A 15225-nucleotide genomic window follows, 5' to 3' on the forward strand; every position below is an offset into this window, starting at 1 on the left:
ATTCGTAGTCATTCAGGCTGGAAGCCGATGGCCTTCAGGTTGGCGGCGTGCCTGTCGGACGCCGCGCGCAGCGACTTCGACAGCTCGTCGGGCGTAAGCGGCTGGCCGATGTCCTGACCCTGTTCCCTGAAGCGCTCGATAACCTTCGGCTGTTGGAGCACCTTCAGCGTGGCCTCGCGGACCTTTGCTTGCACATCGGCCGGCACGTCGGGCGTGGTCCACAGGCCCATCCATGCGATGTCGCCGATCTTCGGATAGCCGAGTTCCGCGAAGGTCGGCACGTCGGGCAGTGCAGCCAGCCGCTTTGGTGTGCCGACGGCGAAGGCCTTCAGCTTGCCGGCTTTGATCAGAGGAACGGAAGTCGCCGGGCCGTCGAACATCAGCGCCACATGGCCACCCATCACGTCCTGGAGCGCCGGTGGCGAGCCCTTGTAGCCAACATGCGTCATGTCCAGGCCGGCCAGCTTGTTTAATTCTTGCCCCATGGTGTGCGACATCGTGCCGCTGCTGTACGAGGCGTAGCTCACATTGCCGGGGTGGGCCTTCACATAGGCGATGACTTCCTTCAGGTTCGATGCCGGCAACGACGGCGTGCCGACGAGCAGCAGGCCGGTTTGGGTGAGCTGGGCCAAAGGCTTGACGTCCTTGAACATGTCGAGGCGGGTCTTGACGACATGCGGGATCTCGGTGACCAGGCCATTGACGCCGACCATGAAGGTATAGCCGTCGTGCGGCGATTGCAGCAAGTCCTGGAGGCCGATGGCGCCCATGGCGCCGGCCTTGTTGTCGACGATTACCGGCTGTCCGAGGAGCGGCACGAGGCCTTCGGCCAAGGTGCGCGCGACGATGTCGGAGGTGCCCCCCGGGGGCGCGCCGACGATCAGGCGGAGCGGCTTGCTGGGCCAGCCCTGGGCCAACGCGGTGGGCGCCATGGCCAGCAGGGACGCGGCCGCAAGGGCGCCGAGCATCGCGCGGCGCAGGGGTTTCGTGAGTTGTTGCATCTGTGTCTCCGGAAATTGGTGTGTGTGTGTGTGTGCTCGGGCCGAGCGCGGGGTCAGTTGGTTGCGTTGCGGAGGTCGACCTCAATGCGGCCGGCATGCACGCGAACGGGGTAGGTGCGCAACGCAAGCCCGCCGCATGCGCCGTGGATACAGCCGCTTGCAAGGTCGAAGCGCAGGCCGTGTGCGGGGCATTGGATCGTGGTGCCTGCGAGAGCACCTCTGGCAAGCGACGCGCCGGCGTGCGGGCAACTGTCCGCGATCGCATGCACCGTGTCCTCGACGAGAAACAGCGCAATCTCGTGCCCGTTACGGCGGGCAAAACCGCGTCCGCGCTCGCTCAGCTCGTGCACTCCAAGCAGATCGGTCCACCGGGGTGCCGCGGAAGTCGGGTCGTGGGAGATCGACATGCTGTTGTCCTCGTGAATCGGCGCCGCGGAGACATCGTTCTCAGGCGGCGACGCGCATTGGCACGCCGCGCTGGCCCTGCGCGCGGCTTGGCGCGAATCCGATCCGCGCCAGCGTCTCCTCGGTGCTGCGGTAGGTCTCGCCGATGCGGTAGATGCTGCGCGCCTCGTCGCCGCTGGCGATGTCACGGTTGAGAACCCGCGCGATGGCCACCATGGCCTCGATCTGTTGCACCGAGGTCATGCGCTCGCCGGTCGGTCCGAACAGCGTGTCCTCGATGCCCACGCGCACATGCATGCCCATCGCGATGGCCATCGTGTTGAGCGGGACGACGTTGCGGTTGAGGGTCTCGATCGTCAGCGTCGCGCCGTCGGGCGTGCGGCGCACGAACTCCATCATGTCAGCCGGATTGACGCCGGCCGCACCGCCGCCGATCGCCACGTAGTTCAGGATCAGCGGGCCCATGTACACGCCGCGCCGAATGAACCGCTCCACCGTCTCGAGCTGGCTCAGATGGGCGAGCATGAAGTGCGGCTGGATGCCATTGGCTACCAGGCGGCGGATGTGCTCCTCGTGCCAGGAGGGGTTGGAGGGCACGATCATGTCGCGGTACGCGGCCTGCATGGCCGGATTGGCGAGCGACGTGCCCGCCACGTCGGCCTCCGTCATCAACTCCATGATATTCATCTGCGAAGTGTTGATGGCGACGGTGACTTGGTCGGGGCGCGGGTTCAGCTCGGTGAGCATGTGGCGCGTGTCGTCGTTCATCCACTTGGCTGCTTGGCCGTCGTCCTCGGGGGCGAAGGAGATCGAGCCGCCCACCTGCAGGATCATCTTGGGCACGGCTTCGCGCAGCCGCGCCAGCATTTCGTTGAACTTGGACAGACGCTTGCTGCCCTTGCCGTCTTCTTCACGCACGTGCACGTGCAGTACGGTGGCGCCGGCGTTCCAGCAATCGACGGCTTTCTGAACCTGGGCGCCCATCGACACTGCGATGTCGTCGGAGTCGCTGGCGTCCCACTGGGGGCCGTAGGGCGCGACCTGGATGACCAGGGGTTGCTGGTTTTCGGGGAGGAGGGAGTCGTCGAGGAATTGCATGGTGTTTGTCCTTTGGTGGTTTAGAAAAATGGAGCGCTGAAGGTGCCGGTCAGCGTGTCGATGCGGACGCCAGTTCGTCCAACAGGATGGGCGTGGCGAGGCTCATGGTGTGGATACCCAACACGCTCACGCACTGCAGCACGGCGGTGATTTCTTCCTTCGTGGCGCCGACTTCCAGCGCCTTGCGGATGTGGCGGCGTACACCCGGTGCGTACATGTGGGTGCACGAGGCGTCGACGGCGATGGAGATGAACTCAATGGTCTTTGCGTCGAGCACGCCCGAGACCATGGGCGTGATGCCCATCGCCATGAACCTCTCGGTCCAGGCGGGGTCGAGTTCGGCAAAGGGCTCCCAGTTGGGGTTCCAGTTGCCGCTGCTGCGCAGGCGGTCGCAAACCGGCGTGGAGGTGGGTGCGTTGTCGTGGTCCATCGGGTCGTGTCTCCTGAGGTTGTCGCTGCCCGTGGTCTTCACGTGTGCAGCTGATTCGGAAGACTGAATTGTTTCGGGCAAGGGGATATGCCGATTGACTCGCTGTGACAGCTGCTTAACCTGACGTGACACGTCGTGTTAACCCCATGTCCAAGCTCGTTCGCAGTGCCAGCCTGACCAACTACCCCGAAGTGGCGCGTGCGGTCGGGCTCGATCCTTTGGCCCAGCTGGCCGCGGCAGGGTTGAGTCCGGCGTGCCTGCACGACCCCGACATGCGCATACCGAGCCACGCGGTGCGAGACGTCCTGGAGGCATCGGCGAGCGCCAGTGGCGTGGACAACTTCGGCCTGCGCATGGCCGAGACGCGGCAACTCTCGAACCTCGGCGCGGTGGCGCTGGTGGCGCGCGAGGAGCCGACGGTGCGGCGCGTCGTGCGGGCGATGATGCGCTACAGCCACGTGCTCAACGAATCGTTGTTCGTGGAGCTGGAAGAGGCCAATGGCATCGCCGTGATGCGGGAGGAATTTCTCGTCGGCCAAGGCGGCTCATCGCGACAGGCAACGGAGTTGCTTGTCGGGGTGATGTTCCGGAATCTGAAGTTCTTCCTCGGCCCGGCGTGGAACCCGTTGCAGGTCTGCTTTTCGCACTCGCCGCCGCGCGATCCGGGCCTGCACTTTCAACTCTTTGGGTACGGCGTCTACTTCGGACAGGATTTCAACGGGATCGTCTGCACGACGAGCGACCTGGATGCGCCGAACCCGATGGCCGACCCTGTCATGGCGCGCTACGCACGCCAGGTTCTCGAGGCTTCCGCCGCGTCGGCGCGCATGAGCGCGGCCGACAGCGTGCGCAACATCCTGCTCGTGCTGCTGCCGTCGGGCCAATGCTCGATTGAGCAGGTGGCACAACAGTTGGGTGTGGACCGGCAGACCGTGCATCGGCGACTCGTGCGCGAGGGCACGGCGTTCCGGGAGGTTGTGAATACCATCCGTCGCGAAATGGCCGCGCACTACATCGACGACGGCACGCGGCCGCTGTCGCAGATTGCCGAATTGCTCGGGTTCTCTGCGCCAAGCGCTTTTTCGCGGTGGTACAAGCAGCAGTTCGGCGAAGTTGCTGGACTGCGACGCCGCATGAACGTCGGCGCGGAACGACCCGATGCCTGAACGTCGGCTTTGTGTCGCGTCAATGCGCTTTGCAGATGGCTCTTGTGGGCCCATCTGCGACAACCACGGTTCGCAAGCGACTTGTACCGATGCCGGCTGGTACCGCTGCGAGGCAGGCGGGTCGCTCGGTGAGCAGGCGCGGGCATCCGCTCCAATAGCGTCACGCCAGCCGTAAGCCCGACTCCGATTAAGGGCCAAGCCAGTTCCCGGCTGTTTTGACGCATACTGTATATCCATACAGCATTGGAGCCCGCCATGGCCGCCCTACTGGACTGGGCCGACGATGACGATGCGCCGGCCCCGCCGCCCCGTCCCTCAAAGCCCGCCCTACGACAAGGCGAGCTTCCTGCGTCTGTCGAGTCCGCTATCTGGCGCGGCGATCAGTTGGGGTCGCCTGTCACCCGGGTGGTGGCCACCGGCTATCCCACCCTGGACGGGGAACTCCCCGGTGGGGGTTGGCCCGCTCGTTCCCTCACCGAGTTGCTTCAACCCCAGCCGACGGTGCTTGAGTGGCGGCTCCTGGCGCCGGCCATGCGCGAGGTGATCGCGAAGGGTGAAGACATCGTCATTGTCGGCCCCCCGAAGGCCCCGCACCTGCCCGGCCTGCGCGACGAAGGAATCGACGAGCGCCGGCTGGTTTGGATCCAGGCGGGGACGCCGGCGGAACGGCTGTGGGTCACCGAACAACTGGTGAAGGCAAACGCAGCCGGCCTGGTAGTGTCCTGGCTCCCACAGGCGCGGCAGGAACAGATCCGCCGGTTGCAGGTGTGCGCACAGAGTTGCGATAGCCCCGTCTTCCTCTGCCGCCCGGCGGCCGCGGAGCATGAACCGTCCGCGGCGCCGTTGCGGGTGCAGGTCAGCGTGGGCGTCGATTGGGAACTTCGCGTTCACCTGTTAAAGCGAAAGGGCGGCGTGCATGACGGCGTGCTTCACCTTCCCTCGATTCCGCGCGGCCTCGCGCCACTCATCACGCCTAGGCTTTCCAAGCCGAGCGTTCTCCTGGCCGCGCGCAAACCGCGCCCGACCGCAGCAGAAACTCCCCATGCTCTGGGCAGCGCTACTTCCCGACCGCCTGCTCACCGACTCCCAGCGCACTGAAGCCATTCGCGGCCTGTCGATCTGGTGCCTCCAGTTCACACCGCGCGTCAGCGTCATCGACGCGGCTTCGCTGTCTTCGGCGGTCGTGATGGAGCTCGAGGCGAGCGTGCGCCTGTTCGGGGGTAAGCGAAAGCTGGTGGAGCGGGTGAAGGTGGAAACGCAGGAGTTGGGCGTGGGGCAGTTGGCCTGGGCACCCACCAGCCTCGCGGCTGTCGCCGTCGCCCGCAATGGGCAATCGAACGGGTTCGCCAAACCGCTCGAGGCGCTCCTCGACGACTTGCCCGTCGAGGTGCTGGCGCCGGTCGCAGCGCATGCAGCGATTCTGGCGCGTGTCGGGTGCCAAACGCTGGGTCAGGTGCGAGCGCTCCCCCGTGGCGGGCTGAGCCGACGCTTCGACAAGGAACTGGTGGGTGCGCTCGACCAGGCCTATGGCCTGAAACCCGAAGCGCACGCCTGGGCCACCCTGCCCGACCGCTTCGAAGCCAAGCTGGAACTGATGTCGCGCATCGAGCTCGCGCCGGCGATGCTGTTCGGTGCACGCCGGCTGCTCTTGCAACTGTGCGCCTGGCTGGCCGCCCGGCGCTCCGGCGTCACCGCGTTCACGCTGAAGTGGTGTCACGACGCTATGCGGGCCAAGACGGCCGGCGATGGAGGCGAGCTCACGGTTCGAACCGCGGAGCCGACCAGGAACATCGAGCACCTGAGCAGGCTCCTGGCCGAAAACCTCGCCAAGGTCGAACTGCTCGCGCCGGTCGGCGACCTGGCCATGACCGGGGACGACGTGCGGCCGCTCGAGGAGTCGAGCTTTTCCTTGTTGCCGGAGACACTGCCCGACGGCGAAGGGCTCGCGCTGGTGCTGGAACGCATCGCCGCTCGGTTGGGCCCCGAGAGAGTCCTCCGGCCCGTCGTAACCGAAGACCATCGCCCAGAGTGGATGTGCCATTGGCAACCGGCGCCGGACAAGCGGCCACGGCAGATGGCACGCAGCCTGGATTGCCCACAACCCACCTTCATCCTGCCCAAGCCGCTGCGCCTGGCGTCCCGGGAGTCCTATCCGCTCTACCAGGGGCCGCTGCAATTGCTGGCGGGTCCCCACCGCATCGAGTACGGCTGGTTCGACCGCGTGGGCGACCGGCCCTGCGATCGGCAAGGCGACGCGGAGCCCCCGACGTCGTCAGGGACGCGGCATGTCTCGCGCGACTATTTCGTCGCCCTGAGCGAGCACGCCGGCGTGCTCTGGATCTTCCAGACGCGCCTGGCCAATGAGGAAAGCGCGTGGTTCCTCCACGGCGTCTTTGCCTGAGCCATGGCCGCCCTTCCCGACTACGTCGAGCTGCGCTGCATCTCGAACTTCACGTTTCTGCGCGGCGCCAGCCAGCCGGACGAGCTGGTTGAGCGGGCGTCCAAGCTCGGGTACCAGGGCCTGGCCCTCACGGACGAGTGCAGCCTGGCAGGCATCGTTCGCGCCCACGTGGCTGCAAAGGAGCACGGCCTGAAGCTCCTCGTCGGCAGCCAGTTCCAGGTCGACTGCGACCACCCGTTCACGCTCATCGTGTACGCCTGCAACCTGAATGGCTACGGCAACCTGTGCGAATTCATCACGAAATTGAGGCGCCGTTCCGAAAAGGGAAAGTACGAGCTGCCGTTCGACGACCTGTCCGCCGCCGCGCTCGAGGACTGCGTCGTCGTCGCCTGCCCGAAACGGATGTCCTCGCCAGAGCAGCTCGAGGCGGTCGGGATCTGGCTGCTCGCCAACTTCAGAGGACGGTGCTGGCTGGGCGTGGACCTGCTGCGGTTCATCGATGACGAGATGTGGCTCTATCGGTTGCGGCAGGTCAGCGCGCACACCGCCATTCCCCTGGTTGCCACCGGTGACGTGCAGTTCCACGTGCGCTCTCGAAAGCCGCTGCACGACGTCTTGACGGCCACACGCGTGGGCCGGCCGTTGACCGAATGCGGCCTGGACCTGCAGCCCAACGCGGAGCGGCACCTGCGAACGCGCCTTCGGCTGGCCCAAGCGTACCCGGAAGATCTGCTGGCCGAGACCCTCCACGTCGCCGCGCGCTGCCAGTTCAGCCTGGAGGCGCTGCGCTACCAGTATCCCGATGAGGTCGTGCCGGCGGGCGAGACGGCATCGTCCTACCTGCGCCGACTGACCTACGAGGGCGCCGGTCGGCGCTGGCCCGAGGGCATGCCGGCCAAGGTCCAGCTTCAGATCGAGCACGAGCTCGAGCTCATCGCCGACCTCCGGTATGAACACTACTTCCTGACCGTCGCGGACATCGTCCAGTTCGCCCGCTCGCGCCACATCCTGTGCCAGGGCCGCGGCAGCGCCGCCAACAGCGTGGTTTGCTACTGCGTGGGCGTCACCGAGGTCGACCCTGCCCGCATGAGTGTGCTGTTCGAGCGGTTCATCTCCAAGGAGCGGAACGAGCCGCCGGACATCGACATCGATTTCGAGCACGAGCGCCGGGAAGAAGTCCTCCAGTACCTCTACCAGCGCTACGGACGGGACCGCGCGGCCATCACCGGCGTCGTCATCAGCTACCGCCCGAAGAGCGCCATCCGCGACGTCGGCAAGGCCTTGGGCTTCGAGCTGGCGGTGGTGGAGCAGTTGGCGAAGGACCACAAGTGGTTCGACGGGAAGACTGTCATGCCCGAGCGGCTGGTCGAGATCGGGCTGTCGCTGGACGATCTGAAGGTTCGGCAGCTGATGCTGCTCACCGGTCAGCTCCTCGGCTTTCCCCGCCATCTGAGCCAGCACACGGGTGGCTTTGTCCTCACGCGGGGGCCGTTGTCGCGCATGATTCCCATCGAGAACGCGAGCATGCGCGATCGAACCGTCCTGGAATGGGACAAGGACGACCTCGATGCGCTCGGGTTCCTGAAAGTGGACTGCCTGGCGCTGGGCATGCTCACCGCCATCCGCAAGTCGTTGGAGTTCATCGGCCTGCGCAAGGGTTACGACTTCGGAATGCAGGACATCCCGGCGGAGGACCCGGTGACCTACGAGATGATTTCGCGCGCGGACACAGTCGGGGTGTTCCAGATCGAAAGCCGCGCGCAGATGAGCATGCTGCCGCGACTGAAGCCGCAGTGCTTCTATGACCTGGTGGTCGAAGTCGCGCTGGTACGGCCGGGGCCGATCGTCGGCGGCATGGTGCACCCGTACCTGCGCCGGCGCCAGGGGTTGGAGACTGTGAGCTACCCCAACGAGGCGCTGAAGGAAGCGCTCGGCCGCACGCTCGGCGTTCCGGTGTTCCAGGAGCAGGTGATGCAGATCGCCATGATCGCGGCGGGATTTACCCCGGGCGAGGCGGACGGTCTGCGGCGGGCCATGGCGGCGTGGAAGCGCAAGGGCGGCCTCGAGCGCTACTACGCCAAAATCGTGGACGGGATGACCGCGCGTGGCTACGAGAAATCGTTCGCCGAGCAGATCTTCGAGCAGATCAAAGGGTTTTCCGAGTATGGATTCCCCGAGAGCCACGCGGCCTCGTTCGCCCTGCTCGTCTACGCCAGCTGTTGGATCAAGTGCCACCACCCAGCTGAGTTCCTCGCGGCCATGCTCAACTCGCAGCCGCTCGGCTTCTACAGCCCGAGCCAGCTCGTGCAGGACGCCAAGCGTCATGGCGTCGAGGTCCGGCCGGCCGACGTCATGCACAGCGACCTCGACTGCACGCTCGAGAACCTGCCGCACCGGCCATCAGTTCGCCTGGGCCTGCGGATGCTCTCGGGGCTTCGGTGGGAATCGGCGCAGCGGATCGTCGAGGCCCGCAGCGAGAACTTGTTCGACAACGCCGAGGACCTCGCGCGACGGGCCGCGCTCGAGCTCCACGAAATGAAGCTGCTGGCCAGCGCAGATGCGCTGAGGAGCTTGAGCGGGCATCGCAGGAATGCGGTGTGGGACGCCTCCGCGCTGCGTGTAACGCCGCGCCTGCTGCGGGATGCGCCGGTCGACGAAGACATCCTCGAGCTACCTCAAGCGCCGGAGGGGGAGGAGATCATGTTCGACTATGCGGCGACGGGACTGACGCTGCGCCGGCATCCGCTGGCCCTGCTACGAGCGGCGTTGTCGAAACGGGGACTGATGGCGGCGGCCGATCTGCACGACCTGCCCAACGGTGACGAGGTCAGCTATTGCGGCCTCGTGACCCTGCGGCAGCAGCCGGAAACGGCCAAGGGCGTCATCTTCGTCTCGCTGGAAGACGAGACGGGAGTGGTGCAGGTCATCGCATGGAAGAGCTTGCGAGAAACACAACGCCAGGAGTTGCTCAACGCCAGGCTGCTAGCTGTGCACGGAACTTGGCAGCGCGAAGGCGAGCTTCGAAGCCTGATCGCGCATCACCTTGAAGACCTAACACCGCTCCTCGGACGGCTGTCGACGGTCTCGCGAGACTTCCACTAAAGGCAGGGGGCTCATTGCATTCGTAGCCGCAGTCGTAGCCGTAATCGTAATCGTAGTCGTAGTCGTAGCCGCAGCCTTAGCCGTAGCCGTAGCCGTAGCCGTAGCCGTAGCCGTAGCCGTAGCCGTAGCCGTAGCATTCACTCCCGAGGGCGACGGTCCAAAAGTGCATTTCGGCCAAGGAATAACCAACCCCTGACGTGAGGTGCCGCAGCGGTTATCTCCTGCGCCTGCGGCGCCTTCGCTCCCGTTGCCAAGTTGATCCCCCTTACTGCAGTCATTCATAGCGGCGACTGGGTGAGACTGGAGGGCTTCTGGCCGCCGCTCCTGGTTGTCATGGTGGGACTTTTCTTTTCCCAGCGCCGATGAAGCTAACTGAAGATGCATCGCCGCATGACTCGAAGCCGTTGATCCAACCAGGCGCGGCCGCGGCCGCGCTATGCGACTCCAAGGTGAGTCAGTGAACAATGGAGCGCATATTGCGCGGCGACGGCGCTCCTTGAGATGGCATTCTGCTGGAGGCGCCGCTGGAAGAACCGTTTGAAGATTCGATGACCGGGCTTCTCCTGGTTCTTCCGCCATACCAGAGCAACCCCGTGCCAGCAACCTAGGCTAAAAAAAAGAGGAATCAAATACCCATGGGTTAAGAATGGGACCCCATTCCCTGGCTGCCTCTCAAAGGCTCTGCACACTTGAACAGTACTACTGTTTAGGCATCGATTCCGTCCCCCTCCTGCAGTGAGACGTAGCTCAGCCCGAGTCCAGACATTCGAACTAGCGCATCTAAAGCTACGAACTACCGCGTCTAAAGCTTCGAACTCCGCGCGTCTAAACCTTCGAACTTTGGCCCGAATGTCCCGCTGCTCTGCTCGGCGCCGATGCCACGACCGCCAGCGGCCTAGGGCGGGTGATGTAGACAATAGAAGAGGCCTCATCTTTCTCGAACGCCCAGCCGGCGCCCTCAAGTTCCTTGATTGCTCCGACAAGCTGCCTAACTCTGTTGCGATCCGCGCTCCGGCTTGGGGATTCTCCCCACAGGTACGCTTCGAGCTTGTCGCGTCCATGCGGAGTGCGCTCGCCTTCATTCATGTGTGCAAGACGATGATGAAGGAGCCGCGCACAATCACCCAGGCCGCGGGCCTCGTCCATCCGCACTTTCAAGTAGTGCTCGCCCTTGCGACTTGCCAAGATTGCAGCTTCCAATCGCGAGTGAAAGGTTACGTTCACGCCGCCATGCCCGACGGCAGAACCACCATTGCGGATGAACGGCTCGGTTGTCGCTTGACCGGACGGGCCACCCTCCAACCTCCAAGTCACTGTTACGTCGCAGAGCCTCTCCAGGCTCGCCCGAATGGTGCTGTTGGTGGGGCCGGCGCCGGGCGATCCCAACCCTGCCACCGAGGCGATGCGCCGAAGGCTGCATTTCACCCGTACCCGCGCTTCACCGCTCCCATCGGCCCGGCCATAGAGTCTGTCGGCTGCCACTGTCCGATAGCGATCCGTGGCTATCGCAACCAAGCCCTGCAACACGCGAACGTCCGATGCACCCAGCAAAGCACGGCAGGAAAGAGTGACTTCCACGTCTCCTTCATCAAATGTCCGACTGAACTCGACTCTGTCCGTCGGCGCCTCGGCGTGGGGGTCCAGGCTACGAAACAGGCCTCGGACAAGCACAGCCGTTTTATCGAATTTCGCGATGGGGGGCAAGGAGACGCCGGCGCCGTCGTTCTTAAACCATGTTTTGTCAACCATTGAATGCTAGATGTCCTGAGTTACTTCAACCCACTTCCAACAGGCTTATCGGCCGAACTGAGCGAGGCTTTAGAGCCAGCTGAAGCGCGCTAGGTCAAGGCCGACCACGTCCTGGCTTGGGCGCGAGGCGTACTAAAAAAGCAGCCCTTGGCGCACTTCGTTTCCCGCCCGCTCGGGTCGATCGACGATGGCTACGTGTCCGAACTGGTGGGCCTCCAAGAAGGCCAGTTCTGGGACTGCGCGCTCGAGTTCCTCCGGCCGAGCAATGAGGAGCACCCCAAGGCGCGGCAACCGCCACGACTTCCTTACAGCGTGAAAACGCAGTCCAAGCTGCTCAATGGCCAGCGCGAGGCGACTGCACCGCGTGACGCGCTCTTGGTCAAAGTTCGTGAGACCTTCAATCAACTCGTCCAACGCCTCATCGACGGTGATACCGAACTCGTGCAGGCGAATCCTCAGAACCTCGACCTGCACTCGCAACTCGTCCCCATCCGAGATTCCCCCACCGTACCGCGAGCATGCGCGCCCATTTCGGCGGTCACCCTCGTCATGCTGAGGTGCCTCATGTTGCGCGACATCGATGGCCAGAGAGAGTGCGAATGGATGCAGATACTTGCAAGACAGGCCCGGATAGGCATGACGAAGCACGTTCGGCTCAACCCGGAAGTGGAGCTGCGGCGCCGACGCTTCGTCGCCCCAACTAGCGGCGTCTACCGTCAAGCCGACACTCGCCAGCGCACTGGCAAGTTCAATCGCTTGTTGCGGACGCTCGCCGACCTGGAACGCACCAACGTAGCTGAGAGCATTGGCGACTATGGTCTGCGAGCCGGGAAGGCGTTGCGCAAGAACATCGCGTCGAAACCGCTCAAACGCCTCGCGACATTTCCGTACAACCGCGTACCGGTCTGGACGGTGTGTCCCCTTCTCGACCGTGACTTCCGGCTCGCACGTTTGGCGGTCTTCGCTCAGTTCTCTACTCATGGGGCCCTCTTCAATGCTTGCGCGTGGAACGGCCGAATTCGGACCGCATCGGTCAAGCTCCGAACTGGCGAGCTCGATCCACAAATACGTGTAGCGTTGAAAAGGCTCGATGATGGCCACAAGCAAAACGAGTAAGGATCAGTGCCAGTTTTTTGAAGGCACGGCGTGAATGAGGCACGCTAGGCGCCTGGCTCGACGGCGAGATCGTGGTGCTCGACGAGCACGGGACCCCACTCTTCGTCACTACCGAGGAAACGGACACGGTGCGACCCCGTTCGCCGCCTTCTCGGCGCGTTCACGGCCCGGACTCGGCGTGTCGATGCCCGTCGAGTGGGACGAGTTGCCTAAGCTCAGGAGCGGTTCTTAACCACCACCACTGCGCGCGAGTTTTTTGTCGTTCCAGACGATGGACCCATGGCGAGACTACTGGGAGACCAAGCCGCCTCTGACGAAAGCGATGAGAACACTGGGCTACTCGCGAGTGCAGGATCACGACCATGCGTTTGTCCTGCTGCTCCGGTGGGCGCTTCGGATCGGGGCCGATGCATTTGCTTGAACATGCCGTCTATCGAAGAACTCGGCGAGGCCATCGGCCGATACGCCCGCCTTCCCCGGGGCTGGCCTGCGGCCCAGCCGAACGGCAGCCTCCTGGTACCACCTTGGAAGGGTGGTGTCGGCCATCATCGGTCCTTCGCCGGCGCCGCGCAGGCGGCAGCTCAAGACTCGATTGCGGTCGTTGGCCGCGAGAGAGCTCTGACCCGAGCGGTGGCTGCCGGCGTCCATCCTGAGAAGCACAGGTGTCAGGGGGCGCCGAAGTTCGTGAGGGGCGAACGGATACTGGGGCGGCCATAGGTGCCGCAACTCCGGCGCAAGATTTGATTCTGGTAGCGGTTGACGTGAATGGATGTCTAGAACCGGACTCCGATCCCGGCCTGGACCATGTCGGCATCACGGTCGTACCGCGTCGCGAAGCGATTCCAGGTCACGCGCGCCAGCCACCGCGTGCCGAATCTGTAGCTTGCCGAGACCGAGACGAGTCCGGACACGCGGCCGTCGCCCGTGCGATCCACGGGAAGATTGTCCTTTTGCGTGATGGCGACATACGGGCCGAAGCCTGCGGACACCGTGAAGCGATCATCGAAGAACGCGTTCGTCGCCCAGAGCTGGGCCGCGACGCCATCGCGCCGGGACTGGACCTGACCACCTTCATGCAACAGGGACGCCGTCACGTCGAGATAACGGCCGAGCCCGTGCCGGTACTCCAGGCTTTCGGCCGGCGAGGATTCCGACCTGTCGCTGTTCAGGATCGACGCGCCGATCATGACCGTGAGCTCGTTGCCGGTGACATCGGACATTCGAGGAACGGGACCGTCGCGCGGACCCGGCCGGTCCGGGGCGTCCAGCTGATAGCCGACGCCGAACAGTACAGCCGTCGAGTCCGGCCTGCCATTGGTCTTCACGCGGTTGAGCTGCATCTGCGCGATCCAGCGGTTGTCGAAGTAGTAGGCCGCGCGCAGGCTCAGCACGGCACCCCAGCCGTGGGCGTTCGCATAGGAGCCGTAGGCCACCCCGGTGACCGTGTCGAAGAACCAGTACGGGCCTGCGCCCGCGGAGAGCTCCAGCCGGTTGTGCAGAAGCGGCATGCGCCCCCACAACTGCAGCGTTTGGCCATCCCGATGATGGTCCGGGATGTGTCCTTCGTTGAGCCATGAGAAGCTCCAGGCCGCATGGGGCCCGAGGCCCTCCCGGTAGGTGCCTTCCCACGAATAGGAGTTTTCGCCGGAGCTTTGAAGGGGGCCCGAAAGGAGCGACAGCTCCTGCGCCCCGGCGAAGGTTGAACCGACAGTGAAGATCGCTGCAATGACGAATGCCCGGGTGGGCGCAGCCCGCAAGGCTCGGATGATTTTCGACGCTGTCACGAGGAAAACGAGTCGTTTTTAGGAAGGATCGCAGGCCGAATGAACGGTACGAGGATACCTTTTACCCGTTTTTCAGGTAGGGGTCTTTAGGTCCGCCCGCTTCGACAACTCCCGACGCACTCGGACCTACGACGCGACGTGCTGTATGGCAGGGTGGGCCCTACCCGGCCGGTCGCTGGCGCGCCGGCTACGACGGGCCTGCTTGAATGCTGCCGTTGGGGGGGGGGCACCGTCCGCTCAACTCTCTGCTTCTTCCTTTGCCTGGCTGCGGCGCCCCCTTGGGGGCTGCACCCTTCGGTGCAATGGCGTTCCGCCGTCTTAAGGAATAAGCTTCCCCATTCGGTCAAGGCGCCCCTCCGCACCATTGCATTCATCCGGAGCACCAGCGTCCCGTTGGCTTCAACGAGGAGTGGACATGGATCACAACAAGCGGATCGACTCTGCAGCATCGCGGCGGGAGTTCCTGGGTGGTGCTGCTGGACTGGGAGTCATGGCGCTGGGCCTTGGCGCACACGAGAAAGCAGGCGGTCAACCCGCCACCACCGCTCGAAGGACCCCAGCGGGCGCAGCAAGCGGCCCTTACAACATCTTGTTCATTCTGGTCGACCAAGAGCGCCATTTCCGCCCGGGCGAGCTTCCGGCCGCCTATCGGCTGCCGGCCCATGAGCGGCTGAAGAAGCAAGGCACGACGTTCGTCAACCACCGCATCGGCTCGTGCGTGTGCACGCCCTCCCGCTCGGTGATTTATACCGGGCAGCACATCCAGCAGACGAAGATGTTCGACAACACGAACTTCCCCTGGATCGAGAGCATGTCCACCGAGATTCCCACGCTGGGTGACCTGCTCCGGAATGCCGGCTACTACACGGCTTACAAGGGCAAGTGGCACCTGACAAGGGAGTTCGAGACGGTCAACGAGCACGGCAACTTGACCAAGATCTTCACGCAGGAAATGGAGGCCTACGGCTTCTCC

Annotated in this window: 13 protein-coding genes; 7 read left to right on the plus strand and 6 right to left on the minus strand. The window is 64.4% G+C overall.

Annotated features, from left to right (window positions below; all coding sequences use genetic code 11):
* Positions 1 to 8: 8 nt before the first annotated feature.
* The 4 genes from QTI68_RS17780 to QTI68_RS17795 are packed head-to-tail and all read right to left on the minus strand — an operon-like array spanning position 9 to position 2934.
* A complete protein-coding gene (locus QTI68_RS17780) occupies positions 9 to 1001 on the minus strand; it encodes a Bug family tripartite tricarboxylate transporter substrate binding protein (RefSeq protein ID WP_286523150.1) in 993 nt (330 codons plus the stop codon).
* A gap of 53 nt (positions 1002 to 1054) precedes the next feature.
* On the minus strand, positions 1055 to 1408 hold the full coding sequence (locus QTI68_RS17785; protein WP_286523152.1) for a Rieske (2Fe-2S) protein: 354 nt from the start codon (positions 1406 to 1408) through the stop codon (positions 1055 to 1057).
* A 40-nt stretch (positions 1409 to 1448) separates the two neighbouring features.
* Positions 1449 to 2504, minus strand: coding sequence for a beta-keto acid cleavage family enzyme (locus QTI68_RS17790; RefSeq protein ID WP_286523154.1), 1056 nt, complete (start codon positions 2502 to 2504; stop codon positions 1449 to 1451).
* Between the two features lie 49 nt (positions 2505 to 2553).
* A complete protein-coding gene (locus QTI68_RS17795; protein ID WP_286523156.1) occupies positions 2554 to 2934 on the minus strand; it encodes a carboxymuconolactone decarboxylase family protein in 381 nt (126 codons plus the stop codon).
* Positions 2935 to 3080: 146 nt separating this feature from the next.
* On the opposite strand from QTI68_RS17795, the gene QTI68_RS17800 reads away from it, so the two are divergent.
* The 4 genes from QTI68_RS17800 (at position 3081) to QTI68_RS17815 (ending at position 9603) form a co-directional block, all read left to right on the plus strand.
* Positions 3081 to 4100, plus strand: a complete 1020-nt coding sequence (locus QTI68_RS17800) for an AraC family transcriptional regulator (RefSeq protein WP_286523157.1) — start codon at positions 3081 to 3083, stop codon at positions 4098 to 4100.
* Between the two features lie 255 nt (positions 4101 to 4355).
* Positions 4356 to 5198 carry a translesion DNA synthesis-associated protein ImuA gene (imuA, locus tag QTI68_RS17805; RefSeq protein WP_286523159.1) on the plus strand — a complete coding sequence of 281 codons (843 nt, stop codon included), beginning with the start codon at positions 4356 to 4358 and terminating at the stop codon, positions 5196 to 5198.
* Complete coding sequence (locus QTI68_RS17810; RefSeq protein WP_286523161.1) at positions 5143 to 6501, plus strand: Y-family DNA polymerase; 1359 nt, start codon at positions 5143 to 5145, stop codon at positions 6499 to 6501. The genes imuA and QTI68_RS17810 overlap by 56 nt, the downstream gene beginning before the upstream one ends.
* Before the next feature lie 3 nt (positions 6502 to 6504).
* Positions 6505 to 9603, plus strand: coding sequence for an error-prone DNA polymerase (locus QTI68_RS17815; RefSeq protein ID WP_286523162.1), 3099 nt, complete (start codon positions 6505 to 6507; stop codon positions 9601 to 9603).
* Between the two features lie 825 nt (positions 9604 to 10428).
* On the opposite strand, the gene repC is transcribed toward QTI68_RS17815, so the two are convergent.
* Positions 10429 to 11352, minus strand: a complete 924-nt coding sequence (gene repC / locus QTI68_RS17820; protein ID WP_286523164.1) for a replication protein C, IncQ-type — start codon at positions 11350 to 11352, stop codon at positions 10429 to 10431.
* Positions 11353 to 11499: 147 nt separating this feature from the next.
* On the opposite strand from repC, the gene QTI68_RS17825 reads away from it, so the two are divergent.
* Together QTI68_RS17825 and ligD are read left to right on the plus strand one after the other, a co-directional pair.
* Positions 11500 to 12468 carry a hypothetical protein gene (locus QTI68_RS17825; protein WP_286523165.1) on the plus strand — a complete coding sequence of 323 codons (969 nt, stop codon included), beginning with the start codon at positions 11500 to 11502 and terminating at the stop codon, positions 12466 to 12468.
* Positions 12469 to 12502: 34 nt separating this feature from the next.
* Positions 12503 to 12700, plus strand: coding sequence for a non-homologous end-joining DNA ligase LigD (gene ligD / locus QTI68_RS40165; protein WP_353506431.1), 198 nt, complete (start codon positions 12503 to 12505; stop codon positions 12698 to 12700).
* A gap of 541 nt (positions 12701 to 13241) precedes the next feature.
* Here ligD and QTI68_RS17830 read toward each other — a convergent pair.
* Complete coding sequence (locus QTI68_RS17830) at positions 13242 to 14252, minus strand: hypothetical protein (protein WP_503011711.1); 1011 nt, start codon at positions 14250 to 14252, stop codon at positions 13242 to 13244.
* A gap of 415 nt (positions 14253 to 14667) precedes the next feature.
* Between QTI68_RS17830 and QTI68_RS17835 the strand changes: the two genes are divergently transcribed.
* Positions 14668 to 15225: sulfatase-like hydrolase/transferase (locus tag QTI68_RS17835; protein ID WP_286523166.1), on the plus strand; the 558-nt coding region annotated here is incomplete at its 3' end.

This window comes from Variovorax sp. J31P207, assembly GCF_030316965.1.
In the GTDB taxonomy this organism is placed as follows: domain Bacteria; phylum Pseudomonadota; class Gammaproteobacteria; order Burkholderiales; family Burkholderiaceae_C; genus Variovorax; species Variovorax ginsengisoli_B.

What these genes read in the sequence shown, in the direction of transcription:
- QTI68_RS17780 (WP_286523150.1), bottom strand. Translation starts at nt 1,001, where the DNA reads ATGCAACAACTCACGAAACCCCTGCGCCGCGCGATGCTCGGCGCCCTT.
- QTI68_RS17785 (WP_286523152.1), bottom strand. Translation starts at nt 1,408, where the DNA reads ATGTCGATCTCCCACGACCCGACTTCCGCGGCACCCCGGTGGACCGAT.
- QTI68_RS17790 (WP_286523154.1), bottom strand. Translation starts at nt 2,504, where the DNA reads ATGCAATTCCTCGACGACTCCCTCCTCCCCGAAAACCAGCAACCCCTG.
- QTI68_RS17795 (WP_286523156.1), bottom strand. Translation starts at nt 2,934, where the DNA reads ATGGACCACGACAACGCACCCACCTCCACGCCGGTTTGCGACCGCCTG.
- QTI68_RS17800 (WP_286523157.1), top strand. Translation starts at nt 3,081, where the DNA reads ATGTCCAAGCTCGTTCGCAGTGCCAGCCTGACCAACTACCCCGAAGTG.
- imuA (WP_286523159.1), top strand. Translation starts at nt 4,356, where the DNA reads ATGGCCGCCCTACTGGACTGGGCCGACGATGACGATGCGCCGGCCCCG.
- QTI68_RS17810 (WP_286523161.1), top strand. Translation starts at nt 5,143, where the DNA reads ATGCTCTGGGCAGCGCTACTTCCCGACCGCCTGCTCACCGACTCCCAG.
- QTI68_RS17815 (WP_286523162.1), top strand. Translation starts at nt 6,505, where the DNA reads ATGGCCGCCCTTCCCGACTACGTCGAGCTGCGCTGCATCTCGAACTTC.
- repC (WP_286523164.1), bottom strand. Translation starts at nt 11,352, where the DNA reads ATGGTTGACAAAACATGGTTTAAGAACGACGGCGCCGGCGTCTCCTTG.
- ligD (WP_353506431.1), top strand. Translation starts at nt 12,503, where the DNA reads ATGAGGCACGCTAGGCGCCTGGCTCGACGGCGAGATCGTGGTGCTCGA.